The sequence below is a fragment of the uncultured Maricaulis sp. genome, from assembly GCF_963976135.1.
GTDB lineage: Bacteria > Pseudomonadota > Alphaproteobacteria > Caulobacterales > Maricaulaceae > Maricaulis.
In genome coordinates this window covers 1-23,965 of the sequence record NZ_CAXBKN010000045.1, presented here as the reverse complement: position 1 = coordinate 23,965, position 23,965 = coordinate 1, and the positions used below count along the sequence as shown (strand labels likewise).

At 63.5% G+C, this 23,965-nt stretch carries 27 protein-coding genes; 9 read left to right on the top strand and 18 right to left on the bottom strand.

Annotated elements, in window-relative coordinates; genetic code table 11:
* Nucleotides 1-51 precede the first annotated feature (51 nt).
* The 3 genes from AAC023_RS07945 (at nt 52) to AAC023_RS07935 (ending at nt 2,690) form a co-directional block, all read left to right on the top strand.
* Nucleotides 52-438, top strand: a complete 387-nt coding sequence (locus AAC023_RS07945; RefSeq protein WP_339739918.1) for a PAN domain-containing protein — start codon at nt 52-54, stop codon at nt 436-438.
* A gap of 137 nt (nt 439-575) precedes the next feature.
* A complete protein-coding gene (locus AAC023_RS07940; RefSeq protein ID WP_339739916.1) occupies nt 576-1,658 on the top strand; it encodes a DUF2336 domain-containing protein in 1,083 nt (360 codons plus the stop codon).
* Nucleotides 1,659-1,745: 87 nt separating this feature from the next.
* Nucleotides 1,746-2,690 carry a hypothetical protein gene (locus AAC023_RS07935; RefSeq protein ID WP_339739914.1) on the top strand — a complete coding sequence of 315 codons (945 nt, stop codon included), beginning with the start codon at nt 1,746-1,748 and terminating at the stop codon, nt 2,688-2,690.
* Nucleotides 2,691-2,745: 55 nt separating this feature from the next.
* Here AAC023_RS07935 and AAC023_RS07930 read toward each other — a convergent pair whose 3' ends face one another.
* The 4 genes from AAC023_RS07930 to AAC023_RS07915 are packed head-to-tail and all read right to left on the bottom strand — an operon-like array spanning nt 2,746 to nt 6,365.
* Nucleotides 2,746-3,909, bottom strand: a complete 1,164-nt coding sequence (locus AAC023_RS07930; protein WP_339739912.1) for a mechanosensitive ion channel family protein — start codon at nt 3,907-3,909, stop codon at nt 2,746-2,748.
* Entirely contained in the window at nt 3,909-5,516 is a 1,608-nt protein-coding gene (locus tag AAC023_RS07925) for a peptide chain release factor 3 (protein WP_339739910.1), read from the bottom strand. Before AAC023_RS07925 ends, AAC023_RS07930 begins: the two co-directional genes overlap by 1 nt.
* Before the next feature lie 40 nt (nt 5,517-5,556).
* On the bottom strand, nt 5,557-5,970 hold the full coding sequence (locus AAC023_RS07920; protein ID WP_339739908.1) for a hypothetical protein: 414 nt from the start codon (nt 5,968-5,970) through the stop codon (nt 5,557-5,559).
* A gap of 53 nt (nt 5,971-6,023) precedes the next feature.
* Nucleotides 6,024-6,365, bottom strand: coding sequence for a DUF1491 family protein (locus tag AAC023_RS07915; protein WP_339739906.1), 342 nt, complete (start codon nt 6,363-6,365; stop codon nt 6,024-6,026).
* Between the two features lie 52 nt (nt 6,366-6,417).
* Here AAC023_RS07915 and AAC023_RS07910 point away from each other — a divergent pair, with 52 nt between their 5' ends.
* Nucleotides 6,418-8,097, top strand: coding sequence for a hypothetical protein (locus AAC023_RS07910; RefSeq protein ID WP_339739904.1), 1,680 nt, complete (start codon nt 6,418-6,420; stop codon nt 8,095-8,097).
* 46 nt (nt 8,098-8,143) lie between these two features.
* Nucleotides 8,144-9,046, top strand: coding sequence for a hypothetical protein (locus tag AAC023_RS07905; RefSeq protein WP_339739902.1), 903 nt, complete (start codon nt 8,144-8,146; stop codon nt 9,044-9,046).
* Between the two features lie 9 nt (nt 9,047-9,055).
* Here AAC023_RS07905 and AAC023_RS07900 read toward each other — a convergent pair whose 3' ends face one another.
* Nucleotides 9,056-10,699, bottom strand: a complete 1,644-nt coding sequence (locus tag AAC023_RS07900) for a HAMP domain-containing sensor histidine kinase (protein ID WP_339739900.1) — start codon at nt 10,697-10,699, stop codon at nt 9,056-9,058.
* 287 nt (nt 10,700-10,986) lie between these two features.
* On the opposite strand from AAC023_RS07900, the gene AAC023_RS07895 reads away from it, so the two are divergent.
* The 3 genes from AAC023_RS07895 (at nt 10,987) to AAC023_RS07885 (ending at nt 12,975) form a co-directional block, all read left to right on the top strand.
* On the top strand, nt 10,987-11,997 hold the full coding sequence (locus AAC023_RS07895; RefSeq protein WP_339739898.1) for a hypothetical protein: 1,011 nt from the start codon (nt 10,987-10,989) through the stop codon (nt 11,995-11,997).
* 206 nt (nt 11,998-12,203) lie between these two features.
* Entirely contained in the window at nt 12,204-12,470 is a 267-nt protein-coding gene (locus tag AAC023_RS07890) for a hypothetical protein (RefSeq protein WP_339739896.1), read from the top strand.
* Nucleotides 12,471-12,555: 85 nt separating this feature from the next.
* Nucleotides 12,556-12,975 (top strand): SufE family protein, encoded by a 420-nt coding sequence (locus AAC023_RS07885; RefSeq protein ID WP_339739894.1) that lies wholly within the window; start codon nt 12,556-12,558, stop codon nt 12,973-12,975.
* On the opposite strand, the gene AAC023_RS07880 is transcribed toward AAC023_RS07885, so the two are convergent.
* The 13 genes from AAC023_RS07880 to AAC023_RS07820 all read right to left on the bottom strand — a co-directional run bounded on the left by AAC023_RS07880 (nt 12,972) and on the right by AAC023_RS07820 (nt 23,202).
* Nucleotides 12,972-13,694 (bottom strand): DUF6456 domain-containing protein, encoded by a 723-nt coding sequence (locus AAC023_RS07880; RefSeq protein WP_339739892.1) that lies wholly within the window; start codon nt 13,692-13,694, stop codon nt 12,972-12,974. The two genes, AAC023_RS07885 and AAC023_RS07880, sit on opposite strands and share 4 nt — an antisense overlap.
* Nucleotides 13,694-14,035: a helix-turn-helix domain-containing protein gene (locus AAC023_RS07875; RefSeq protein WP_339739891.1), complete on the bottom strand. Its 342-nt coding sequence runs from the start codon at nt 14,033-14,035 to the stop codon at nt 13,694-13,696. The genes AAC023_RS07880 and AAC023_RS07875 overlap by 1 nt, the downstream gene beginning before the upstream one ends.
* 169 nt (nt 14,036-14,204) lie before the next feature.
* Nucleotides 14,205-15,917 (bottom strand): Na(+)/H(+) antiporter subunit D, encoded by a 1,713-nt coding sequence (locus AAC023_RS07870; RefSeq protein ID WP_339739889.1) that lies wholly within the window; start codon nt 15,915-15,917, stop codon nt 14,205-14,207.
* Nucleotides 15,910-16,215, bottom strand: a complete 306-nt coding sequence (locus AAC023_RS07865; protein ID WP_339739887.1) for a hypothetical protein — start codon at nt 16,213-16,215, stop codon at nt 15,910-15,912. The genes AAC023_RS07870 and AAC023_RS07865 overlap by 8 nt, the downstream gene beginning before the upstream one ends.
* Nucleotides 16,212-17,690, bottom strand: a complete 1,479-nt coding sequence (locus AAC023_RS07860; protein ID WP_339739885.1) for a proton-conducting transporter membrane subunit — start codon at nt 17,688-17,690, stop codon at nt 16,212-16,214. The genes AAC023_RS07865 and AAC023_RS07860 overlap by 4 nt, the downstream gene beginning before the upstream one ends.
* Nucleotides 17,691-17,693: 3 nt before the next feature.
* Complete coding sequence (locus tag AAC023_RS07855; protein ID WP_339739883.1) at nt 17,694-19,217, bottom strand: monovalent cation/H+ antiporter subunit D family protein; 1,524 nt, start codon at nt 19,215-19,217, stop codon at nt 17,694-17,696.
* Complete coding sequence (locus AAC023_RS07850; RefSeq protein ID WP_339739881.1) at nt 19,217-19,648, bottom strand: cation:proton antiporter subunit C; 432 nt, start codon at nt 19,646-19,648, stop codon at nt 19,217-19,219. The genes AAC023_RS07855 and AAC023_RS07850 overlap by 1 nt, the downstream gene beginning before the upstream one ends.
* 1 nt (nt 19,649) lies before the next feature.
* On the bottom strand, nt 19,650-20,111 hold the full coding sequence (locus tag AAC023_RS07845) for a Na(+)/H(+) antiporter subunit B (RefSeq protein WP_091768014.1): 462 nt from the start codon (nt 20,109-20,111) through the stop codon (nt 19,650-19,652).
* Nucleotides 20,108-20,752, bottom strand: a complete 645-nt coding sequence (locus AAC023_RS07840) for a DUF4040 domain-containing protein (protein ID WP_339739877.1) — start codon at nt 20,750-20,752, stop codon at nt 20,108-20,110. Before AAC023_RS07840 ends, AAC023_RS07845 begins: the two co-directional genes overlap by 4 nt.
* Entirely contained in the window at nt 20,749-21,120 is a 372-nt protein-coding gene (gene mnhG / locus AAC023_RS07835; RefSeq protein WP_339739875.1) for a monovalent cation/H(+) antiporter subunit G, read from the bottom strand. Before mnhG ends, AAC023_RS07840 begins: the two co-directional genes overlap by 4 nt.
* A complete protein-coding gene (locus AAC023_RS07830; protein WP_339739873.1) occupies nt 21,117-21,434 on the bottom strand; it encodes a monovalent cation/H+ antiporter complex subunit F in 318 nt (105 codons plus the stop codon). The genes mnhG and AAC023_RS07830 overlap by 4 nt, the downstream gene beginning before the upstream one ends.
* Nucleotides 21,434-21,937: a Na+/H+ antiporter subunit E gene (locus tag AAC023_RS07825; protein ID WP_339739870.1), complete on the bottom strand. Its 504-nt coding sequence runs from the start codon at nt 21,935-21,937 to the stop codon at nt 21,434-21,436. Before AAC023_RS07825 ends, AAC023_RS07830 begins: the two co-directional genes overlap by 1 nt.
* Before the next feature lie 173 nt (nt 21,938-22,110).
* Complete coding sequence (locus tag AAC023_RS07820; protein WP_339739868.1) at nt 22,111-23,202, bottom strand: DUF2336 domain-containing protein; 1,092 nt, start codon at nt 23,200-23,202, stop codon at nt 22,111-22,113.
* 363 nt (nt 23,203-23,565) lie between these two features.
* Between AAC023_RS07820 and rnk the strand changes: the two genes are divergently transcribed.
* On the top strand, nt 23,566-23,965 hold a 400-nt coding region (rnk, locus tag AAC023_RS07815; protein WP_339739866.1), incomplete at its 3' end, for a nucleoside diphosphate kinase regulator.

Genomic DNA, 23,965 nt, shown 5'->3' with positions numbered 1-23,965 from the left:
GCAGCGCCTCGCAGCAAGCTTTTATTAGGGCGGCAGCGGCACACTGCGGCCATGCACCTTCCCCCCACCCTGATCTGCCTCACCCTGTCTCTCGCGCTGACCGCCGCGCCGGCCAGGGCCGGCGACATCCTTCATGGCTGGACACGGACCGGCTCTGTCTATCAACGCGTCAGCCTGACCAACGGCAGCCAGGCCATGTGCGCGGCCCTTTGCGACGGGCAGGCACAATGCCGTTCCTGGGTCTGGACCCCGCCGGGGCTGGAGGACATCGACGGCCAGTGCGCCCTGCTCGCCTCGACTCCGGCGCCTCATCCCGCGCCGCGCCGGGTGACAGGCCTGGCCAGTGATATCGCGGCGCAAATCGAGGCGGCCAGCGAACGCAGCCCAAGCGCGCGCGAAATCGCCGCCCTGCGTGCGACCCTGCCGGGCCCGCACTGAGACTTGCGCCCCCGGAAATCCACCCTGAAACTTCCGCCAGGCCCGGACAATTTGATCGCTCGCGAAGAGACTTCTTTTACCTACGGCTGCCATGATCCGGCCTGTCTATCCGGCACCGAGACTGAAAGAGTAGCTTCATGGCCGTTATCAGCAAGTTGAGCACCCTGCTTGAGCTGGCGAAAGAACGCTCCAGTGATCGACGCCGCACCTTGCTGCGCGAAGTCACCGACATGTTTTTCGATGAACCGCCGGAACGCGACACCCCCGTATCGCAGGAATTTGATGATGTGCTCAGTGCGCTGGCGGAACAGACCGCGCAAGGCGCGCGCGCCGAACTCGCCGAACGTTTCGCCGACACGCCGCTGGCGCCACGGGGCATGCTGCTCAAACTGGCGCGTGATGCGATTGAGGTTGCGGCCCCGATCCTGGCGCGTTCGACCGCGCTGAGCGAAGCGGAGTTATTGTCGATCGCCGAACAGGGCGCGCAGCCACAGCTCAAGGCGATTTCGCAGCGCGAACTGGTTTCCGAACGCCTTTCCGACACCATTGTCCGCCGCGGCGATGATGACACCGTCGCGGCCCTGGTCCGAAATGATGGCGCCAGACTATCCCGCGCAAGTTTTGAATCGGTCGCTGAACGGGCCGAACACTCAAAAGTGCTGCAGGCTCCGGTGGTCCGCCGCAAGGACACGCCGGCCGATCTGCTCGGTGATTTGATGCTGACCGTCGAAAACCATCTTCGCGATCACATCCTGGAGCGCTTTGACGGTATGGACCCGGCCCTGGTCGAGCAGGCACTGGCCGCCTCCCATGCGCGGCTCAGCGAACGCATGAGCCAGGACCAGGACGCCGAGGAAGCGGAGAAATTCGTTCGCGGCATGGCGGTGCGCAAAATGCTCAATGGCGGGCTGCTGGCCCGCTTGCTACGCGAACGTGAAATGACGCGCTTCCATGTCGCCTTCGCGGAAATGACCGGTGTCGACCGCGTCGCCGCCCGCCGGGCCATCGACCAGGAATGCATCGACCCGCTGGCGCTGATCTGCCGCTCGGCCGGGTTTGACAAGGCGCTGTTCGTTACCCTGGCGGTGTTGCGCAGCAGTGCGACCGAGGACGCTTTCCGGGACGCCAAGGAGCTCGGCCTCCTCTATGACCGGATCACGGTCGAGGACGCAGCCCGCGCCATGCGCTTCTGGCGCATGCGCCGGGATGTCGCCGCCTGAAGGCGGGATATTCAGGCCCATAATCCCTGCCACGACACGTTTCCGTGCGTGTTATCCTGAGGCTTAGCAGCAATCAGGGAATATGGCATGGACACCCCGCTCGACCGTTTCAATCGACTTGCCGCCAGCCTGCGCGACAGCAAGCCCCGGCCCGACCAGCAGGCCGCGGCCTTCGCAGCCGTCGCGATGGTGCATGCCGACGGGACCGACGCTGCCCTGACCGCAGCGACCCGCGCCCGCTATGAGGCGTTGAAAACAGCATTGGGCGGATTCAACGCGCCCAGCGGCGCCATGCGCTGGGTCTATGCAGCCATGCTCGGCGCGCATGGCGTTGAGGCCGGACATTTCCTCTACGCGCGCGAAGCCCTGCGGCAGGCACGGGCGATATCGAAGACGGGCCGGCTGCATGCCGGCGGCTCGCGCGCCGCGCTCATACTCAGCCTCGGCGAGGCCGGCCCCGGCGTCGTCGACGCCTTCTACGCCATGAAACGGGCCGTCCGGCCACCCTGGTGGCGCTCGGACGATGCCGTCACGGATACATTCGCCGCCGCACATGTGCTTGCCGGGAGCCGTCCCGAGACTGTCGTCGAAGCACGGGCCCATGCCGAGGCCGTGTTTGGTGCCGACCGCCGCGCCAGGGGACACCGGCGCGATGGTGCCCGCCAATGCGTCCTGCTCGAGCAGGCGCCGGAGATCGTGCTGGCACGCTTCAATGCGCTCGAGGATGCACGGCGCGCCGATCGTTTTCTGCGCGGACGCAGTGATCGTTCAATGACCATGGAGTGGGCTGCCGCCGGCCGTACCCCCGCGGATCTGATCCCGATTTCCGAGATGACGAAGGCGATGCCGAAAGCGCTGACATCGGTCGGTTATTGCCGCACCCGGCTGGCCAGCCTGATCGCCTTCGACGACCATGGCCGCAATCCGACGGCCAGCGCCAGCGCGCTCGCCGCCGTTATCGCGGCCCAGGCGGCGATGATCGCGGCGATCTCGGCAAGCAGTATTGCTGCAACCTCGGCGGCCGGCAGCTAGAACAGCGATGCCGGTGCCGGATTGGCGGCGACAGCCAGGCGCGACCTGGCGGGCGTCAGCCGGCCTCGACGGCGGTTGGCGGTGAAAACAGCTCGGCGCCCTGCTCCAGATAGATCGAGCTCGACGGGAAGGCGAAATCGGTGCCCGCCTCTTCAACAATGGTCTTGATCGTGAAGGCGAGTTCTTCCTTCAGCGCCAGCCATTCGCCCCAATTGGTGGTGCGGGTGAAGCAGTAGAGCATGAAATCGATCGAGGAGGGTCCGAAGCTGTCCACCCGCATGAAGGTCGAGACCTCCGGTGCCTGGGCGTAACCGGGGTGGTTGGTGACATAGTCGAGCACGCGGTCGCGAATGGTCTTCAATTGCTCGACGCTGGTGTCATAGCGCACGCCGATAATCCAATAGGTCCGCCGATGCGTCATGCGGGAAAAATTCGTGACCGCATTGTCGGACAATTTCGAATTGGGGACATAGACCGGCCCCTTGTCGAAGCGGCGCACGAGGGTGGAGCGGAAATTGATCGCCTCGACCGTGCCCTCGACAACGCCATCGACCTTGATCCAGTCGCCGGGCAGGAAGCGCTTTTCTGCCAGTACGAGCAGGCCACCGATCAGATTTTTGAACAGGTCCTGCGCGCCAAGCCCGACGGCGACGCCGAACAGGCCGAGACCGGCGATGATGCCGCCGACCGGAATGTCCCAGATCTGCAGGACGGCGGCGGCGCCAATAACGACGAACAGGATCCGCATTGCCTTGGTCAGCCAGTCGAGCATCACCGGGGTGAGCGCGTTCTGCAGCGCCCGCATCAGATGGATGAAGGGTTCAACAGTGTTGTGCAAGGCCCAGAAAATCCCGATCGCGACCAGCGACGGAATGATACGGTCGACATCGGAAATCGCCGTACTGCCGGTCCCGGCCTCGAGAATATTCAACGCGAAGAAGAGTGCGATCGTCACCGGCAGGAGTTTCAGCGGCCCGGCGAGGGCATCGACGATGGCATCATCGACGCCGTTTTCGGTCTTTTGCGCCATGCGCTTGAGCACCGCGATGAGCGTGCCCGCGAGAACGGATCTCAGCGTGATACCCAACACCACCACGACGACGGCGCTGACCCCGTGCCCGACGCTGACCCCGAGGAAGGAGGTCTGCCAGACGGCAACCGCCTGGGCCCATAATTCGCCCGACTGGGCAAGAAAACCGGTCTGGTCCTGCAGCCGCATCAGGAGGCCCTTTCCCGTACGCGGTGGAATTTGATCTGGGGGAATTTCTCTTCCGAATAGGAGACTTCCCAATTGCTCTTGGCGAGAAACACCGGATTGCCGTCAATATCGACCGCCATGGCGGACTTGTGCCGCTCGCCGAAGGCCTCGATCTCCTCCTCGCTGCCGCCGAGCCAGCGTGCGGTCTCGTAGGGTGCCGGCTCGAAGGTCACCTCAAGCCCGTATTCCGCCGCGACGCGTTCGCGCATCACATCAATCTGCAACGAGCCGACCGCGCCGACGATGAAATCGCCGCCGAGCACCGGACGGAACAGCTGGGTGACACCCTCCTCGGCCAGGCTTTCCAGCGCCTTCTTGAGGTGTTTCGCCTTGAGCGGATCGGCCAGACGGGCGCGGCGCAGGATTTCCGGCGCGAAATTCGGGATGCCGGAAAAGCGCAGCTTGCCGCTCTCCGACAGGCTGTCGCCAACGCGCAGCGTGCCGTGATTGGGAACCCCCATCACATCGCCGGCGAAGGCCTCGTCGGCAATCTCGCGGTCCTGGGCGAAGAAGAGGATGGGCGAGGAGACGGTGAGCTGTTTGCCGGTCTCGGTCTTGAGTTTCATACCGCGGCGGAACTTGCCCGAACACAGGCGCACGAAGGCGACGCGGTCGCGGTGATTGGCGTCCATATTCGCCTGCACCTTGAACACGAAGCCGGACACTTCCTTGTCGCCGGGCTGCATATAGGTCTGCTCGCCATTGATCTGCACCTTCATTGGTGCCGGTCCGGGGATCTTGTCCGCCAGCCCGTCGAGCAATTCGCGCACGCCGAAACCGCGCAGGGCCGAGCCGAAGAAGACCGGCGTCATATGGCCTTCCAGAAAGCTTTGCGGGTTGAAGGCCGGACACAGCTCGCGCGCCACTTCGGCGCCATCACGGGCCTCCTCGATTTCGGCCTCCGACAGGAGTTCGCGAATTTCCGGTCCGTCGAGCGGCAGCCGTTCCGATGCGGCTTCGCGATCATGTTCAACGCCGGGGCGCTGATACAGCACCAGCTCATCCGTCTCCAGATCGACCACGCCCTTGAAGCGCTGGCCGGAACCAACCGGCCATTGCATCGGCACGGCGTCGAGGGCGAGCTTGTCCTGGATGTCCTGCAGCAGATCGACCGGGTCGAGCGCCTCGCGGTCCATCTTGTTGATCAGGGTGACAATCGGGATATCGCGCAGGCGGCAGACCTCGACCAGTTTCAGGGTCCGCGGCTCGACGCCCTTGGCGGCATCGAGCACCATGATCGCGCTGTCGGCGGCGGTCAGCGTGCGATAGGTATCCTCGGAGAAATCCTCGTGACCGGGCGTGTCGAGCAGGTTGAACAACAGGCCGCGATGTTCGAACGTCATCACGGAAGCCGAGACGGAAATCCCCCGCTCCTGCTCGATCTTCATCCAGTCGGACCGTGTGCGGCGGTTTTCCCCGCGTGCCCGGACCTGCCCCGCCATGCGGATCGCCCCGGCGGCCAGGAGCATGGTCTCGGTCAGCGTGGTCTTGCCGGCATCAGGATGAGAGATAATGGCGAAGCTGCGGCGACGCGCCCATTCCGGCGCATCAATCGTCGGAGAAGTCATGAACTGGCCCGCTGAGAGTGCAAGCCCCGAACTAGCCCGATCAGTAGGCGCTGTGCAAGTTTTCCGTCACCCGGTTCCAGACTTCCTCATTGATGACCGCGGGCTCGAGCACACCCTCATTCTGACGCTTCCACAGATAGGTCAGGATCACCATCGGGACATTGGCAAAGCGCAGCCCGACATCATCGGGGCCGTCAGCGCCGTCGGGGCGAACCCCGAGGAGGGCATTGGCTGCCGGTGCCCGGTAGGCAATCAGGGCGGCAAGATGTTTGGTCCGGTCCGGCTTGTTGGTCGCCATCAGGGGGTCGACGAACAGCGCTTCGCGCAGCAATGAAGTGAGATGGCCGGTGGTGAGCGTCTCGAACTGCGCCGCCGGCAAGGGAATCGTACCGTCCTTCAGGACCGACACAAGGTCGCCCAGGTCGAAAACCTTTTCGTTGAACAAGAACAACATCGGACGTCCCCGCAAACCCCAAAACTCAACAACGCCATTCTAGGCCACGGTTGTTAAGAATCCGCGACCGGCTCCGTTAAAAAGCTTCGCCCCTGCCGGTCCTCGATCTCGACCACCCAGATATCCGGATCGCCCTCGGCGCGGCGGCGGCAATAGGCGTCGACTTCCGCCTCCGCAACCGGCTTGTCGCGAAAGCGCGTCCAGATCCGGTCGCCGTTTTCGTCCCGCGCCGGGACAAATAATTCCGCCTGCCCCGACAGGTCTGCCACCTTGACGAGTACAGCACCGGCATCTTCGTCTCCGTGGCGAATCACATAGGCCGCCGCCAGTCCGGTCGCAGCCCTGCGCAGCAAGGCCTCCACCCAGAATCCGGTTTTTAGTTGAATGATTTTCATTGCTGGCCGCCGAATTGCTTAATAACGTATTAACGGGGTAAGGGAGCGTTCTATGTTGGTACGAGTTGCGTTGGTTGCGATGGCACTTTGTGCGTCGGCGGCAAGTCAGGCTTTTGGGCAAGGGAATCAGGACAGTCCGCCTGCCACCATCCTGGACCAGAATAGCGTCGAAGGCACCCGGATCGAAGAGCGCACACTGGCCGATCTCGAGACCGGAATGGACGCCTTCGTTCTCTCCTCCAGCCAGGCGCGGACCCGCATCCGGTTTTACCTTCCTCCCAATACCTATAGCTCGGAAGCCTGGCTTCGACTGGCCGCCCGCCCCGCAAGCGATGGCAGCAATGGCCGCATCCAGGTCGCCATCAATGGCGGCGAGCCAATTATCATCCGGCCACAACCCCGTGCGATCGAAGCACGCTTTGCCCTTTTCTCCGCCGACATTCAGCCCGGCGAAAACATACTCGAAGTCTCCTATTCAAGCGACACGGCCACGACGGGCTGGATCGTCGATGCCAGCCGGTCGCAATTGCGCCTGACGCTGGAGCAGGACAGCCCGATCACCTCTCTGGGCGAGCTGGAACTGGCGCTCGCCGCCGATTTTGCCGCCCCGCGCCGTATCGCCCTGATTACCGATATCAGCCGCCAGCGCGCCACACTGGAAAGCCTCGTCGCCCAGGGCGTCGCCTTGCGGGCCGGCAATGTGCCGCTGTTCGGCGGCGATGAAGCCAATGCCGACCTGGTGATCCGGATTGCCGAGAATGACCGCCTCGACGAGCGCGACCGCGCCATCCTGCGGACAGGCAATCGCAGCCAGGGCCCGGAGATCGCCTTCGGCGCCGGCGAGGCGCAGCGCCTGATCGTCACCGGCCGAAATATCGACGAGGCCGTCGCCGCCGCGCGTCTGTTCGCCGCCCGCTCGTTTGAGGGTTACGGCCGCAGCTTCGTGGCCGCCGACGCCATCACCGCCCAGCGTCTCGGCACGGCCCAGGTCCGCGATGCCCGCCGTCTGAGCGCCAATGCCGATTTGCGGACACTGGCCGCATCAGGCCTGCCCTTCAGCGCCGATCAGGGGTCACGCACGGCCGTTCAGTTCACCACACGCACGCGCGCCGACCGCTATGGTGCGCTCTCGGTGCTGGCGCGCGGCGCGCTCGTGAGTGGCGAAGCCTGGCTCTATGCCTGGTATGGCGAAGAGCATGATCAGGCTCCCGCCAATCACAATCTCCTCATTGTCGGCCCCGGCAGCAGCAGTATCGCAGCCCTCGGCCGCAATGCTCCCGCCGAGTTCGGTGCCGCCATGCGCGCCGCCGAGCGCAGCCGCGGTCAACGCGGCTTGATGCGCCTCGCCGCCGCCGCCTATGCCGATGAAAGCACCTCCCCGGCCACGCCGGAAGACGGGCGCAGCATTGGTGTGGCCTCGCTGTTCCGCGATGCCGAGCAGCCCGGCCGCTGGATTGGCACGCTGACATCGCCGGAACTGTCCTCCTTTGAATCCGCCAGCCGCAGCCTGGCGCGCTCCAATCTGTGGCACGCCCTGGAAGGCCGTGCGGCCGTCTGGAGCGTTCGCGGCGTCACCGCGCTCGATTACAGTGTCACGGCACCGGGTCTTCGCGAGCGGGCCCAGGAATTCGCGCTCGACCACACGCGCGATGCCGCCTTCATGCTGTTCGGCATCGCCTTCATCATGCTGATCCGGGGCATTTGGCGCCGCCGCCGCGTTCACGCGTCGTAAAACTTGCCGTGTTAGCGTCATTTCTTCGGAATATCGGGGAAATGCGATGCGTTCTGCCTTCCACGCCTTGGCCCTGGGCCTGTTTGGCCTCACCAGTGCCGCGAGCGCGCAGGATGCCGATCTGATCTTCGGCGAACGCACCGCAGCCCTGGCCATGGACGCGCATTGCGACCTCTTCACTGATCGCCAGCGTGCCGCGCTTGATGCCGCACGGCTGCAGGCCCGGGGCGCCCTGTTGCGCAGCGGTATCGCGCCCGGACGGATCCAGGCCTATGGCGATGAAATCGCTGCCGAAGCCGGGAGCCGGGATTGTGATTCCGCCGAAATCCTGGCGATGCGAGATCGTGTGCTGACAGCCTTTGAGGGTTATCTGCGCGTCGGCAATATGACCTTTCCGGGCATCGCTTTTTCCTGGTTTGCCAATCGCCAGATTCTGACCGATGAACCGGTCTGGGCCCTGCTCCAGGACACGGGTCGCATCCGGGCCGGCATCAGCCGGGTCGACGGTGATATCAGCTTTACCATCGCCCTGCCCGACAGCGGCGAATACATCTCGGCCATTCTGGTCATGCGCGACCCACAACGCGCCCCCGAATTATATGATCCGACCATGGGCGGCATGTTTGCCGGGCCCGCCAGCGCCAGCTGGGCCCAGTGGACGCCGCCGGAATTTGCCCGGCGGCTGGTCTGGGCCAGCGATCAGATGGATGGGCCGGCGGCCGATGCCCTGGCGGGCGCAAGCCAGGGACATGTCTTCCGCTTCCCGCCCTCTGTCGTGCAGCAGCTTGGTCAGCTCGACCCGCGCGAAACAGCCCGGATTGATCTGATGGACCGCAATGGCGAGCGGGTGGCGTCCGATTATTTTGAAATTGGCGACTTCGCCGCCGCGATTGCCTTCCTGCGAGCGGCGATCAGCGACGCGTCACAGATCGACCTGCCGGAAAGCTGACCGGCAGGATCAGGCTACGCTGGCCTGCGCACCAAGTGACTGGGAAGCTTCCTGAGCACGCTCGATCTGCTGGTGAACATTGAGCCGGCGCAGTGTGTCGACCTGCCCCATCGCCTGAGTCAGTACAGGCAAGGTCACGGTGATGGTCGTGCCCACACCCTTGGCGCTGGCGATCGACATGGTGCCGCCATGCAGCCCTGCCAGGGCCCGAACCAGTGACAGGCCAAGCCCGGTGCCGCGGGTATCGACTTCGCGTGCGCTCGATGCCTGGCGATAGGGCTGGCCCAGCCGGGCAGCCTCCTGGGGATCCATCCCGACGCCGCTATCACCGACTGCCAGCACCAGATCAGCGCCAGAGGCTCTGGCCATCACGACAACCGCGCCGCCTTCCGGGGTGAATTTCACGGCATTGGAGAGCAGGTTCAGCAGAATCTGGCGCAGGGCCTTGCGATCGGCATTCACCAGGATGGGCTGATCGCCGGTCTCGACCGAGAGCGACAGACCGGCTTCCTCAGCCTGCAAGCGCATCATCTTGACGCTCAGCCCGACCACTTCGGAAATGTCGAAACTCTCGCGTGAGAGATCATAACTGTCGGCCTCGATTTTCGACATGTCGAGCACATCGCCAATCAATTCCATCAAATGCTGGCCGCTCTCATGAATGAGATCGGCATATTCCGCATAACGCGCCGGCATGGGCCCGAACAGCCGGGCTTTCATGACATCGGAGAATCCAATGATCGCATTGAGCGGCGTTCGCAATTCATGACTGACCGAGGCGAGGAATTGCGACTTGGCGCGAGCCTCTTCCAGCGCGAGCGCACGTGCTTCCTCGGCCTCGCGCAGTGCGTTTTCGGTCTCGGCGCTATAATCGCGGGCGAGCACCGACACCGAACCACCCTCGATCGGCCGGGCCTCGAGCTTGACGCGTTCGGGATTGCCGCGGCCGCCCCGAATGCTCAGCAGATCCGACAGCGGCTTCGCGGCCGCGCGGCGCGCCGCGCGCGCCAGCTCGGAACGATCTTCATCATCAAAGCCGAGATCGGCGATCGGAAGATTGAACAATTCGCGCGGCAGGCCCGGCGAGAGTTCGCGCAAACCGCGGGAAACGGCGAGAATATTGCCGTCATTGTCGCAAGCGAGAATGGCCGCCGGGGCGGCATCAAAGGCCCGTCCACGCACCCGGCCGTGCTCGGCCTCAAGGCTGGCCAGGTCATTGGCGCGGATTGAGCGGATCGCGGCACAGGTGAAGCCATAGGTCACGACCAGCACGATGCCGAGGATAAAGGGCAGATGGTATTCCACCGCGATCGGCTGCGGCTGGATGAAATGGGTGAGTTGCAGCCCCGTTACGACCAGGGCCGCCAGGCCGGACATTGCGCCCGCCTTGACGATGGCATCGCGGTCGCCGCCCCCGGCCGCCATCGCCGGCGCCAGCAGGAAGGCGAGCACGCCGGTACCGGTCACACCGCCGCCCGACACTGCGACGATGGCCGCCAGCGATGTCCACAGCATGGCCAGTACAAAGCGTTCGAAGGATCGATCGAGACGCGGCGCGAGAACGAGGCCGGCAATTGCCGGAAATGCCACGGCGAGGGAACCGGCCATGTTCAACCAGGCCGGCCCTTCAAGGATCGGCCAGAGTTGGGGCATGGCCGCAGCGACCGTCCCAATCCAGATGAGATTGGTTACGGGACCACCGCGGCGCGCGATCCAAGCAGCAATGTCTCGTTTTCGAGTGTGCATTTTTTCCCGTTGCGACTCAGCGCAAGCCTCAGCCCGTAATCTTTGCCTCTGGCGTTAACAAATGCTGAATCGTAAACTTTTGGCGTTTACTGTTTCACGCTGGAAAGTCTGTCTCCGGGCAATGTATTTCAAGGCTTGGAGAGCGGGCGTGTCCGGGGCACACTGTGGGTTCACAGGGTTATGGAGGCTACCCGATGTTCATATCCATCCTTGCAGCGCTTGCTCTGACGACCGCACTGGATGGCGACGGCCAGGATGCAGGCATGGCTCAGCCGCCCGTCCTGCAGCTCGATGCGGTCGAACCGGCACAGGCCGACGCCGTGCGCACGGCCGCCGGAGATTATGCTGCTTTCCACGGCGTCGTGGCGGATCTGCGCTCTGCGCCGATCGGGTCGGGTGAGGATCTCGACTCGGCGATGGACCGGCTGACCGCCTTCTATGTTCATGACCGCCTGGTTCGCGCCTGGATCGCCTACACCGCGATGATCGCCGCCCAGCACCCCGAATATCTCGATGATGTCCGTGAACTGGCTGACTATTATGGCGCCCAGGCCGCGATGTCCGGCCTGCTCTATGACCCGACCTATGCGATCAGCTTCACCCATGCCGATACCGCCGAGGCCTCCGTGGTCGATGCACTCGAGCGCGACAGCGCCGGCATTCGTGAAGTCAGCGACCGCTATCGCGCTGCCGCCTATGACCTGCAGGCGACGCGCTGGGCCCAGGCGAGAGCCGGTGATCGCCGGTCGCGCCTCTCGGCGCTGGAGAATGCAGGCTCAGCACCGAGCGTGCCGCTGAGCAATGAATTCCTGCTCTCGCTCGATACCGGGCTCGACGGGGTAGTGCCGGCTTCTGCACTCTATGACCATCCGGAAATCGCGCGCATGGGCGCCTACGCCACGCCGCAATTAACCCTGACGGTCGGCGATGCCGTGATCGATCCCGACCGGGATCGCATTGGACGCATCCTCTCTGTCGCAGCCCTTCAGGCGATTTCAAACGATCCAAGCCAGTCGACCGAGCTGATCAACGCCCTGCTGTCAGATCCGGTCGTCGAGCGTTGCCTGACCTGGGCAAGGCTTGACCTGCAACAGTGCGTCGCCGCCGGCCATTTCAAATATGAGGACAGTTTCTGCATCGCCGAGCACGCGCTGCTGGACGTCAGCCGCTGTCTCGGCGTATCGGCCGCGACCGGGACTGATTGAGCCCGCAGCCTGATCCGCCAAGACCTTAACAAAAAGTGTACCGTTTAGAGACGCGATCAAATTTTAGACAAAAACATTGCTCCAGTTTCGCACGCCGTTTCCGCTAAACCCTGGAATCGCGTGCAATAGCTGAAAACCTGACCTAGCCTCGATCCTGCAACTACTGCCGGTACACCCCGGCGATAGACTTGGTTTGAGGTTGGTCGATGATGTTTTTTCTACGTGCTGCGTTCTGGCTGGCAATCGTGTCGGTTTTTGTCCCGCGTGACTTCGCAGGCGAAGCTATGGACCTGCCCTTCGATACGGCATCAACACGCATTGATGCCGGCCAGGCGGTGGATAGCTGGTGTGTGGACCGCGAAGCGCTCTGCGAGGCCGGGGCCGAGGCTGTCCAGCTGGGCGGCTTTCTGGCCGGCTTTGCCGCGACACAAATCGAAACCGCCATCGAGGATCGCCAGGCTTCTGCCTCTTGATGACCTGCCCTTTCTGATCGCCGGGCGGCACTGACCGCATCTACGGCTTGATCCTGTCCGCAGCGCGGCTTAACTCCACGCTGTGATGACCCAAACTCCAATCCAGATCGAAATCGAGGAACTGGTCGAGGAATTCGACCTGCTGGACGATTGGGAACAGCGCTACCGCTATCTGATCGATATGGGCAAGGCCTTGCCGCCCCTTCCCGATGCTCAGCGAACCGAGGAAAGCCGGGTCCAGGGCTGTGTCAGCCAGGTCTGGCTGATTGTCGAACCCGACGCAGACGGCCATCTCGTTTTTCACGCCGACAGCGACGCGCATATCGTGCGTGGCCTCGCCGCGCTCCTGCTGCGCCTCTATTCCGGCCGCAGCCGCGAGGACATTCTCTCGGTCGATGCGCGCGAAGTGCTGGCACGGATCGGATTGTCGGAACATCTCTCCCCGCAGCGCTCCAATGGCCTGGCCTCGATGATCGGCCGGATACGGGCAGCGGCCTCAAACTAGGCTTTCAGCCCGTAATGCCGCGCCAATTGCTGCAGGGCAAGCTTCAGCACCGTCTTGCCAGAGCGCTGGGCCCAGCCGAAGCGCCGTTCGACCGCGGCCATGCCCTCCCCGCGAATACAGACCGCCATCACCAGCTGATCCATGCCGCTGCCCAGGGCGGCGAGCGCATCCATCACACGATCCTTGGCAGCGATCGTCGCCAGCGAGGCCGCTTCCGGTCCACCCCGCCAGCCCTGCGGGCGGCAAGTGGCGGTCAATGACCAGTTGCGCGTCGTGTGCTGATGCAGGCTGGAACAGGCATGGTCTGCGCAAAAGCGTTCCGCCGCCGCGCATTCCACCGGATCGAGCTGGCCCGCCCAGCGTCCCAGCGCCCCCTCGCTTGTATTGCGCTGGACCGGGTGCAAGCGGCCATCCTCGCCGAGCACACTACAGGCGCTCATGGTGCGGTGGGGGGCGGCGTAACCCTCACCCCTCTGGCGTTCGATGGCGGCCCGCCCGCTGGGATCCAGTTCGAAGGTGTCGCCGCTCTGGCTGAGCAACCCCCTGGCGAGCGCCTGGCGCAACTGGGCGGCATCAAGGCGCGCCAGCGGCCGCCGGCGGCGATCGCCGCCGGGGAAGACCCCATATCCGCCGCCGCCAATACAGGGCTTCAGCGCGGTGCCATTACGCGCCAGGCAATGCAGCCAACGCGGCAGGTTCTCGTCTCCGGCCGACGGCATCAGTCGGCCTCACCCGGTTGCGGTGCCGCACGCAGACAGGCTTCAAGAGCATCCATCGACTGGTCGAAGCCGCGATCATCGCGCTGGTCCTCGATCCGGTGACAGGCATGCGCTGCGGTCGAGCGGTCGCGGCCGAAGGCCTGGGCCACCCGGGTCAGGGACAATTCGAAGGCGATATGGGCGAGATACATGGCGGCCTGTCGGGCAAAGGCGGCTTCGCGCGACCGCCGCGTCGGTGCCTCGAGCTCGTCCTGGGGCACGCCAAAAGCGTAGGCCACGGCACTCTGGGCCAGACGGGCCCGGGCGATATCCACGCCCATTTTTGAAATTTCTTGCGTCATCTTGCGCTCCCGGTCGTTACGAACCGGAACGCCTTTCAGATCGTCCCGGCCCGCCCATGCTAGGAGGGCTACACCCAGGCGGGGATAATATTCCTATTTTGATCGCAAGAAAAGGCCGCGCAACCCATACGTGTTGCGCGGCCAGCATTCGCGATACTACATTGAAATATCAGGTCGAAAAATAGGCGATGATCAGGACAACCGCCAGCAAAGCGCTGGTCCAGATTGCGAGCACTCCACTGGGGATATCTCGGCTCAGGGCACCCATAGGACTGAATACCTGATACAGTCGACCACCAATTCCGCTCATCAAACGCCCCCAGACATTGCCCATGGAGGCCGAAAGCCGGTCGAGCATCAGCCAGCTCCAACGCGCCAGGCCATCGCCGAAGCGGCGATAGACCCAATCGAAGTCGAGATTGACCGAGCGCTTCTCCGCCGGATAGGCCCCAACCTTCAGCAGGAAGGCGAAGGCGAAGATGGCACCGAGCAGGAGCTGCATCTGCCCGACGACATGGTCGAAGGTATAGGGCTGGTAGATGGCGTTTTGATAGGGCAGCAAATCATAGAGTTTGCCGTAATTGATGCCGAGATAGACGCACATCAGCGCGCCCAGCCCCATCGCCATCAGCATATTGACCGGCGCCTCGCGCACACGGCGGCCGCTATCATGGCCGAAGAAGGCGAAATACGGGATCTTGATCCCCGAGTGCTCGAGTACGCCCGCGGAGGCAAAGACCAGCATCAGCCAGACCACCCAATGCCCTTCCTGGGCGACGGCGGCCAGGATCATGGCCTTGGCCACGAAGCCGGAGAAGAGCGGAAAGGCCGAGATCGAGGCCGACCCGATCAGACAGAAGAACGCCGTCGCCGGCATCGACTTGAACAGACCGCCCAGCTCCGATGCCTTGACCGTTCCGACCCGGTGCAACACCGCGCCCATGCTCATGAACAGGAGGCCCTTATAGATGATGTGCACGAAGGCATGCGCCGCCGCGCCATTGAGCGCCAGTTCGGAGCCGATCCCGATCGCCACGACCATGAAGCCGAGCTGGTTATTGAGCGAGTAGGACAGGACCTTGCGCAGATCATTCTCGACCACGGCGAAGAAGACCGGGAAAATGGTCATGATCGCGCCGATATAGATCAGGCTGTCCTCACCGGCGAAACCGCGGGCCAGGGCATAGATCGCCATCTTGGTGGTGAAGGCCGACAGGATGACCGTGCCGACCACCGTCGCCTTGGGATAGGCGTCCTGCAGCCAGTTGTGCAGGAAGGGGAAGGCAGCTTTGATGCCGAAGGCGATGAAGATCAGGAAGCCGCCCGGCGAGTCGAGGCCGATATGCTCGAAAGCCCAGCTACCGGTCTCGCCGGCATGAATGACGGCACCGGTCAGCAAGAGCACGCCCGACAGGACATGGATCGCCAGATAGCGCAGCCCGGCCTTGGTCGCGGCCTTGTTGCGCGCGCTCCAGATCAGGAAGACCGAGGAGATCGCGGTCAGCTCCCAGAACAGGAAGAGCGTCATCAGATCGCCGGCAAACACCGCGCCGAGCGCGCCGCCGGCATAGATCAGTCCGGCGGCATCGGTGACGCGATCCTTCTCATGCAGGCCATAGAGCCCGTTCAGGAAGGCCGCGATGATGAAGATCAGGCTCCAGATACGGCTATAGGCATCGAAACGCAGGGTCTCGAGCGTGAAACCGCCAAACTCGACAACGCCGAACGTTCCGAGCTCGAGATTATACCAGCACAGGCCGGCAAGCACGGGGGCGAGCAGGGCCAGGCCCTTGCGCACATTATTGTTCGGGATCAGCGCTGAAATCAGACCGCCGATAATGATCGGCCAGGCCGGCGAGAATTCGGCGAAAAACTCACTCATCGCCAGCCTCCCCGTCCCAGTAATTCTCGTCCCGCCCAAGGAAGTGGCGGATCACGAACCAGCCGCCCATGACCGCGAGGACAAAACTGCCAAAGCCCGCCAGGGCGTAAAAGCCCGGCATTTCGGCGATATCCAGGTAGTCATGGCGGTTATGGATAAAATCAAACGCGCCAAGGCCGATCGCCAGCGCGCCCAGTACCCAGACCATGCTGGACTTCAGCCAGCTCGACTCAAGCCAGAGAAAGGGCCGTGCGATCGGATGGACCAGATCGTCTCTTTTAGCGGGCTTCTGGCTCATAGCACTGTCTCGACAGTCGCGACCGGCTCGAACACGGGCAGGAGGTAATCCCGCAAGGGACCGATCAGGAAGAACAGGATGATGACGCCGGCGGCCGTGATCACCGGCGGCAGGATCACCAGCATCGGCGCCGGCTTCTTCAGCTTGGCCTCTTCAGGCGGCTCGAAAAACCCGCGGGCGGAAAGCGGCAGCAGATAGGCGATATTAAGCAGGGAGGAGGCGATCAGCGCCGTCGCCAGGACAACCTGGCCCGCTTCGAAACTGCCCTGCATCAGGAAGAGTTTTGGCCACATGCCCGCCAGGGGCGGAAGGCCGATGATCGACAACGCCCCGATGGTGTAGGCGCCAAACAGCCAGGGCATGTGCCGGCCGAGACCGCGCATTTGCGAAATATTGGTCTTCTTGGTCGCGGTGTAGATCGCGCCGGCGCTCATGAAGAGCGTGATCTTGGCCCAGGCATGCATGACAATCTGCAGCGCGCCGCCCAGCATCGCCAGGGGCGAGCCCAGCATCACCGCCAGGGTGACATAGGAGAGTTGGCTGATGGTCGAATAGGCCAGCCGCGCCTTGAGATTATCCTTGGTCAGCGCGATCAGCGAGGCGAGCACGATCGAGCCGGCGGCGATCCAGGCCAGGGGCTGGGAAGTCGGGGTGGCCGCGATCAATGCGGGGCCGAAAATATAGGTGCCCACCTTGAGCATTGCGAAAACACCGGCCTTCACCACCGCAACCGCGTGCAGGAAGGCTGAAACCGGGGTCGGCGCCACCATGGCATTGGGCAACCAGGCGTGGACCGGCATCAGCGCCGCCTTGCCGATACCAAAAGCAAACATCACCAGCAGGATGCCGGCAATCATCGGCGTGACATCGTTCAGCGCGAGCAGGCCACCGGCAATGAAATTGGTCGAGCCGGCGAGGAATTGCGTCGCGATGATGGCGGGCAAAAGCAGGCCGATCGAGGTGCCGAGCAGAATCGTCAGATAGATGCGGCCACCGCGCCGCGCCGCGGCATCGCCCTTATGGGTCACCAGCGGATAGGTCGACAGGGTCAGGACTTCGTAGAAGACGAACATCGTCAACAGATTGCCCGACAGTGCGACGCCCATGGCACCGGCGATCGCGATACAGAAACAGACATAGAAACGCGTCTGGTTCTTCTCGTTATTGCCGCGCATATAGCCGATCGAATACAGCGAATTGACCAGCCACAGCCCACTCGCCACCGCGGCGAACAGGGCACCGAGCGGTTCGAGCTTGAAGGCCAGTTCCAGCCCGGGCGCAATCGATGCCAGGACCAGGGTTGGCTGGCTCGGGGCGATCTCGACGAGATAGGCGATATTGAGGGCCAGCAGCACGCCGGAGACGAGGGTTGCCCCCTCGCGCCAATTGGGGCGATTGCCGAGCAGCGCCACCAAGACGCCTCCAAGGGCGGGAATGGCCAGCGCCAGCGCCAGGGCAAGTTCGGGAGTCCACATGATCTAGCGCCCCCCCATCACGGCTTCGGCTGCGGCATTCGCCAGATAGACCAGCGGGTCGGCATTGAAGAAGAAATACACATTGGCCAGCGCCAGGATCGACATCGGCACCACCACTGCCCAGGGCGCCATGCTGGCGGCAACGGCCTTGCCCTGATGGGTTGGTGGCTCCTCCATCCAGATCGCCATCAGCATGCGGCCGACATAGACCAGCGCCAGCAGCGAGGAAGCGATCAGCGCCGCCACTGCCCACCACCAGTCGCGATCCAGCGCGGCGAGGATGAGATACCATTTCGAGGTGAAACCGACCGTCAGCGGCACGCCAACCAGCGACAGGCCGGAAATCGTGAAGGCACTGGCAGAAACCGGCATGGTGCGGCCTAGCCCGTTGAGGCTGGAAATGCTGCGGACGCCGAATTTGAGGGCGAAGGCCCCGAGCGCCATGAAAAGCGCCCCCTTCATCATCGCATGGTTCATCAGATGCAGCATGCCGGCCGACAGGCCTGCCTTCGTGCCCATGCCGAGGCCGAGCATCATATAGCCGACCTGGGCGACCGAGGAATAAGCCAGCACGCGGCGCGGATCGGTCTGGAAGATCGCCTGCGCCGAGGCAACGATCATGCCGACCGTGCCGAGCACCGCGAAGATCCAGATGAAAGAGGCCGCCACGAAGGTGACTTCCGGATGGAAAATCGAGAACAGGAAGCGGATCAGCACGTAGAAGGCCACTTTCGTCGCGGTCGAGGCGAGGAAGGCGGTGACGAAGTTCGGCGCGAAGGCATAGGCATTCGGCAGCCAGACATGCAGCGGGAACATCGCCGCTTTCAGACCCAGTCCGACGACGATAAAGGCGAAGGCCGCTTCGGTGACCCGGTTATGGCCGTTCTCGGCCAGCACGCGCGCGATATCGACCATGTTGAGCGTGCCGGTTGCCATGTAGAGGAAACCGACACCGATCACGAAGAAGGTCGCGCCGATCGTGCCGAGAATGAGATAGTTATACGATGCGGTCAGCGCCCGGCGGTCCTTGCCGCCGCCCATTGCGACGAGCGCATAGGTCGAGAGGGAGGAGACTTCCAGGAAGACGAAGACATTGAAGGCATCGCCAGTGATCGTGACGCCCAGCAGGCCGGTAAAACAGACCAGGAAGGCGGAGTAGAACATGGGCTGTTTGCCGGGCTCGATCTCGTCGGCCACGCTGGGCAGGGCGTAGATCGTGCAGAGCAGGCCGACAAAACCGACCAGCAGCAGGATGGGGACATTGAGGGCATCGACCCGGTATTCAATTCCCAGCGGCGGCGCCCAGCCGCCAAGATGATAACTGACGCTGCCGGCCTGCGAGACTTCGCCAAGCAGGACCAGGGCGAGAAGGGCGACCAGGAAGGCCGCGATAAGGGAAATCGCCCAGGCTATACGGCCACTCGGCATCAGCGCCGCAATCGGGGCCAGGATCAGCGGAATAACGACCAGCAGAACCGGCGCGTGCGCGGCGATTCCCGCCGGCAGGAGATGGGCCAGAAAATCCATTATCCAGCGGCTCCTGTGTCACGCGAATAGTCAGCCGCATTCAGCGCCTCATCCTCGATGGAGCCATAGGCTTCGCGGATCCGCACCACCAGGGCGAGCCCGACGGCCAGGGTGGCGACGCCGACGACGATCGCGGTGAGGATGAGAACGTGAGGCAGCGGATTGGAGTAGAGCATGGCATCGGCGGCAGCGGCGCCATGGCCTGCGGCCGCAGCCCCATGATCCTCGCCATGCGCGTCAGCGATGATCGGCGGCTGACCGCCAAACACTTTCGCGAGCGTGATGTAGAGCAGGAAAACAGAGGTCTGGAACAAGGAGAGTCCGACCAGGCGCTTGACCAGGTTACCGGTCGCGAACACGACATAGAGCCCGGTCATCATCAGCACGATGATCGGGATATAGTTGAAACGTTCCAGGAGGATATCAAGCATTCTACCAGTCCTCGTCCGGCAAGTCGGGGATCCGTCCGGCGAAGGCATAGAAAATCGCCAGCATCACCGATGAGACCGTGAACAGGACGCCAAGCTCGATCAGCAGAATGCCGTAATGCTGTCCGGTATGATGGCTCTGATCAGGGTGCAGGGCGTCGTAATCGAGAAAGTTCACCGGCTCGCCGGCCCCATTCATCAACAGGGTCGCGACGCCGACGCCGGCGAACAGCAGCACACCGGCGGCCATCAGGTAACGCACGGCCGCCGGAGGGACGGCGCGGCGCGCCTCTTCCATCCCGAAGATCAGAGCGTAGAGGATAACGCCAACGGCGACGATCACGCCGGCCTGGAAACCGCCGCCCGGGCCGAAATCACCATGAAATTGCACGTAGAAGCCAAACACCACGATGATCGGTATCAGCAGTTTGGACACAACGCGGAGGATCAGGTGCGGGCTCATCATGCGCCCTCCTCTTTGGCCGGCCGGGCCGCCTTGGTGGCCTTGGGTGCTCTGGACGCACGCGCCGACGTACCCGCCTTGGCCGCGGGCTTGCCTTTCGACTCGCCCTTGCGGCCACCGAAGCCGAGCAGGAGGATCACGCCAAGCCCGGCAGTGAAGATCACGACAGTCTCGCCGAGCGTATCAAAGCCACGATAGCTGGACAGAACGGCCGTCACGATATTCGGCACTGCGATGTCATGCGGGGTCTGTTCGAGATAGTCGCGGCCGACATAGGCATTGGCGACGGATTCCGCGTCGCCATAGACCGGCATGTCAGGCACGGCATAAAGCAGGGCAGCACCAGCCGCGACGACCACCGCCAAAGCGGCCCAATGGCGCTGCGGCTTGCTCGGCTCGGCTTCGCGGGCCGTCAAGAGCATCGCCGCCAGCAGCAATACGGTCGAGATCCCGGCGCCGACAGCGGCCTCGGTGAAGGCGACATCAACCGCGTCGAGCGAGACGAACCAGGCGGCGCAGAGCAGGCTGTAGACGCCCATCAGCATCACGACCGCGAACAGGTTGCGCAGCCGGACGATGGCGAAGGCGACGGCCAGCAGCATGCCGATCAGGGCATAGTCGAGATATTGCGTCAGATCGCTCACGCCTTGCCCTCCTCTTCGCCCAGCTCACGCGGGTGCGCCGGCTTGAAGCGGGCCAGATCCGGCTTGTGGCCGGCCCGGTGCGCGGCATTGGCGACGGCATGCGTCGCGGTCGGGCTGGTCAGGAAGAGCAGAAGGCCAACCAGGGCCAGCTTGGCCATGGTCTGCCAGTCTCCGGCCTGCAGGATCAGGCCAAGAATGACGAGTTCGGCACCGAGCGTATCGGTGACGCCGGCCGCATGCATGCGGGTGTAGAAATCCGGCAGGCGGATCACGCCGATCGCACCGGCCAGGACGAAGACCAGGCCCAGCGACAGGGACCCCACGCTGAGGGCAAACAGGAGATGATGCCAGATCTCGGCGGCGCTCATGCCTCATCCTCCCCGTCGATGGCCCGGCGCAGCGACATCTGGGCCAGGGAGATTTCCAGCGAGCGGTAACGGAAGAATTTGAGGATCGCGATGGTCGCGACGAAATTGATCAATGCGTAGAGCATGGCGATGTCGATGGCATCCTGCCGCCCGGACAGGGCGCTGAATACCAGCAGGAAGAGAATGGTCTTGGTGCCAAAGGAATTGGCCGCCAGAACGCGGTCATACAGCGTCGGCCCGGCAAACAGGCGCGCCAGCATGATCGCCATCGCGCCGGCCATGCCGAGCGCCATGATGAAATTGAACATGTCCATCAGAGCACCTTCCGCTTGCCATCGGAGGCCCGATCCGAACGGGCACCCATTTCGGCGAAACCGGCCGGGTCAGTAAAGCTGGTATCGAGCGCGTGAATGAGGAAACCGTCCTCCTCGACATCGATCGTCACAGTGCCCGGTGTCAGGGTGATGGAATTGGCGAACACGGCATGGCCCAGCCCGGAACGCTGTTCGGCGGGCACCCTTACCAGGCGCGGCTCGACATCGATTTCCGGCTTCATCACCAGCTTCACCACCGACAGGTTGGCCGCAAGGATTTCCCGGCCGAGCCAGATCCAGTACATGGCCAGCGGCACGGCCGGCAGGATCGGGACTGTTTCGCGATCCAGGATCCGCATTCTGGCGGTCAACGCGACGGTTGCCACGATGCTCAGCACGCCGAATCCGATGACCAGGGGATAATCGCCCGACAGCGTGTACTGGCCCGAAAGTGTGAGCCAGAGCAGGACAAGTACGGCCGTCAAACCGACGCTATAGGTCATGAAAACTCCCCGCACGCATTTGCCTTTATCCCGGCTTTTAACCCGAGATTCCGGGCTTGGCCAGACAAGCGGGACGGCAATCGCAGAACATGACCAATGCGCAATCTGCGATCAGGCATATTGCCTTGAGCGCGCGTGAGCAGGCGCGGCTGAAATCACGGGCCGCAGGCGCCTCAGCGCTTGTCGGCGTCTTCGATCGAGAGGTTCCAGTAGCGCAGCACGGTTTGCGCCTTTTCCACCGACAGGCTGTCATAGACCTTGCGCGCCAACTCGACGGCATCGTCCTGCACGGCGCGGCCAAGACCGGTCCAAAGTCCCTGGAAACTGACCCATTTCAACCCGGTCGCCTTGCACAGAATGGCCAGGGATTCGCCCGCCATATCGTCCATCATCCGCAGGAAGAGCCGTTTGTGAATGGCCGCCAGGGTGGCAATTTCCGCGACGATCTCCGCCTGCCCGCCCTCGACACAAAACGCGTCAATAGCGCCCTCAAGCGAGCCATAGGGGCTTAGCTCGGCCGCATCGCGATTGCGCTGCCGCCGGTCGATATAGCGCAGCACCCGGGTGACGAGTGGATCGTCCCAGCCCTCCGCGGAGACCATCGGGAAAATGTCTTCGGTCGAGTCGATCAATATGGTGCGGTCAACCGCAAAGCGATCGAGGATCTGGATCCGTTCGCGGTGCTCGCAATCCCAGAACAGGCGAAAGGCCTGGGCCGGACGCAATTCCGCGCGGCGGATCAACAGAGCCGAATAGCGCACCTCGTCCTGGGCCGCGCCGACAAGGCGATCAATGGTTGGGGCCGCCAGAGCAGTGGTCTGGTTCTTCAGCACACATTCCACCACGGGCGGCTCACCGGCAGCGACCAGCGCCGCGGAGATGATCTCGCTGATATTCTCGCGCCGGGCGATCGTCATGCGGTGTTGCAGACTGCCAGCCTGGACGATTTCGAGCAGGTCGAAATCGGTCAGCGCCCGGGACTCCTCGAGAATGGGCTCGGCAATTTCAAACTGGTCGCAGGCCAGAACGCGCAACAGGCGGCTGGGTGCCTCCAGCAAGCCGGCCAGGCGGCGGGCGCAGCGCTGACGCACCGACACATCACTGGCCCGCAGAATATCATAGAGAAGATCGGCGACGATCCAGCGCTCGCGCGGCGTCAGGCGGCTCGATGGCAGGCCGACAATATCAGCCAGCCGGCGCGCCAGCACATCGCGCGCGCGGCGCGGTGCTTCCTCCATCAACTCCAGGGGTTCGGCATTCGCCATCGCGGCCGGTCCATTCCGTTCTGTTTGCCCAGACAGCATGCCCCGGTCTCGTTAATGAATGGTGCGCCATCGCAGGCCGCCCACCTTGACATTGCAGGTGTGAAGGCAGACCTTCGAGGGCATGAATATGACCACACACCGGCTTCCAACTTCCTACAGGGCGTGTCCGATCGCGGGCATCTGACCCTCGGCCCGGTCGCGTCGCGCCCCGGTCGAGGGGTATAGGCCGGCGTTTCGCAATGCGGTTCAGGCATTGCTGACAACGCGGCCCGATACGCGGCACATCTTCCAGAAAACAATTACCCGACCGTAGCGACGCCAGAGGCGCGCCTGCGGCCCCGATGCTCAAGAGGAGGTCAGCCCATGGCTCCCGCCACCAAACGCAAACTCAAACCTGCCATCACCCTGACCCGTTCCGATCATGAACGCTTGTGGAGACTGGCCGAATCCCTGCCCGACACCGCCGCCAATGTCGCCGAGCCCCTGCTCGTCGAGCTCGATCGGGCACGCGTCGTCGCCGACAACAAGCTCGCCGCGAAAACCGTGCGCATGGGCTCGACCCTGTGCTTCACCAGCGAGCTGGGCGAGGACAAGCTCGTCACCCTGGTTTTCCCGGGCGAAGCCGATATTGCAGCCAGCAAGATCTCCATCCTGACCCCGATCGGGGCCGCCCTGATCGGGCTCTCGGCGGGTCAGACGATTGACTGGACCGCACGGGACGGCCGCGTTCGCCGCCTCACCGTGAAAAGCGTCACCCAGCCGG

What these genes read in the sequence shown, in the direction of transcription:
- AAC023_RS07920 (WP_339739908.1), bottom strand. Translation starts at nt 5,970, where the DNA reads ATGTTGTTCTTGTTCAACGAAAAGGTTTTCGACCTGGGCGACCTTGTG.
- AAC023_RS07935 (WP_339739914.1), top strand. Translation starts at nt 1,746, where the DNA reads ATGGACACCCCGCTCGACCGTTTCAATCGACTTGCCGCCAGCCTGCGC.
- AAC023_RS07870 (WP_339739889.1), bottom strand. Translation starts at nt 15,917, where the DNA reads ATGAGTGAGTTTTTCGCCGAATTCTCGCCGGCCTGGCCGATCATTATC.
- AAC023_RS07915 (WP_339739906.1), bottom strand. Translation starts at nt 6,365, where the DNA reads ATGAAAATCATTCAACTAAAAACCGGATTCTGGGTGGAGGCCTTGCTG.
- AAC023_RS07845 (WP_091768014.1), bottom strand. Translation starts at nt 20,111, where the DNA reads ATGATGAGCCCGCACCTGATCCTCCGCGTTGTGTCCAAACTGCTGATA.
- AAC023_RS07900 (WP_339739900.1), bottom strand. Translation starts at nt 10,699, where the DNA reads ATGCCCCAACTCTGGCCGATCCTTGAAGGGCCGGCCTGGTTGAACATG.
- AAC023_RS07860 (WP_339739885.1), bottom strand. Translation starts at nt 17,690, where the DNA reads ATGTGGACTCCCGAACTTGCCCTGGCGCTGGCGCTGGCCATTCCCGCC.
- AAC023_RS07820 (WP_339739868.1), bottom strand. Translation starts at nt 23,202, where the DNA reads ATGGCGAATGCCGAACCCCTGGAGTTGATGGAGGAAGCACCGCGCCGC.
- AAC023_RS07830 (WP_339739873.1), bottom strand. Translation starts at nt 21,434, where the DNA reads ATGGACATGTTCAATTTCATCATGGCGCTCGGCATGGCCGGCGCGATG.
- AAC023_RS07940 (WP_339739916.1), top strand. Translation starts at nt 576, where the DNA reads ATGGCCGTTATCAGCAAGTTGAGCACCCTGCTTGAGCTGGCGAAAGAA.
- AAC023_RS07930 (WP_339739912.1), bottom strand. Translation starts at nt 3,909, where the DNA reads ATGCGGCTGCAGGACCAGACCGGTTTTCTTGCCCAGTCGGGCGAATTA.
- AAC023_RS07865 (WP_339739887.1), bottom strand. Translation starts at nt 16,215, where the DNA reads ATGAGCCAGAAGCCCGCTAAAAGAGACGATCTGGTCCATCCGATCGCA.
- AAC023_RS07895 (WP_339739898.1), top strand. Translation starts at nt 10,987, where the DNA reads ATGTTCATATCCATCCTTGCAGCGCTTGCTCTGACGACCGCACTGGAT.
- AAC023_RS07855 (WP_339739883.1), bottom strand. Translation starts at nt 19,217, where the DNA reads ATGGATTTTCTGGCCCATCTCCTGCCGGCGGGAATCGCCGCGCACGCG.
- AAC023_RS07880 (WP_339739892.1), bottom strand. Translation starts at nt 13,694, where the DNA reads ATGCCGTCGGCCGGAGACGAGAACCTGCCGCGTTGGCTGCATTGCCTG.
- AAC023_RS07875 (WP_339739891.1), bottom strand. Translation starts at nt 14,035, where the DNA reads ATGACGCAAGAAATTTCAAAAATGGGCGTGGATATCGCCCGGGCCCGT.
- AAC023_RS07850 (WP_339739881.1), bottom strand. Translation starts at nt 19,648, where the DNA reads ATGCTTGATATCCTCCTGGAACGTTTCAACTATATCCCGATCATCGTG.
- AAC023_RS07910 (WP_339739904.1), top strand. Translation starts at nt 6,418, where the DNA reads ATGTTGGTACGAGTTGCGTTGGTTGCGATGGCACTTTGTGCGTCGGCG.
- mnhG (WP_339739875.1), bottom strand. Translation starts at nt 21,120, where the DNA reads ATGAGCGCCGCCGAGATCTGGCATCATCTCCTGTTTGCCCTCAGCGTG.
- AAC023_RS07825 (WP_339739870.1), bottom strand. Translation starts at nt 21,937, where the DNA reads ATGACCTATAGCGTCGGTTTGACGGCCGTACTTGTCCTGCTCTGGCTC.
- AAC023_RS07890 (WP_339739896.1), top strand. Translation starts at nt 12,204, where the DNA reads ATGATGTTTTTTCTACGTGCTGCGTTCTGGCTGGCAATCGTGTCGGTT.
- AAC023_RS07925 (WP_339739910.1), bottom strand. Translation starts at nt 5,516, where the DNA reads ATGACTTCTCCGACGATTGATGCGCCGGAATGGGCGCGTCGCCGCAGC.
- AAC023_RS07885 (WP_339739894.1), top strand. Translation starts at nt 12,556, where the DNA reads ATGACCCAAACTCCAATCCAGATCGAAATCGAGGAACTGGTCGAGGAA.
- AAC023_RS07905 (WP_339739902.1), top strand. Translation starts at nt 8,144, where the DNA reads ATGCGTTCTGCCTTCCACGCCTTGGCCCTGGGCCTGTTTGGCCTCACC.
- AAC023_RS07945 (WP_339739918.1), top strand. Translation starts at nt 52, where the DNA reads ATGCACCTTCCCCCCACCCTGATCTGCCTCACCCTGTCTCTCGCGCTG.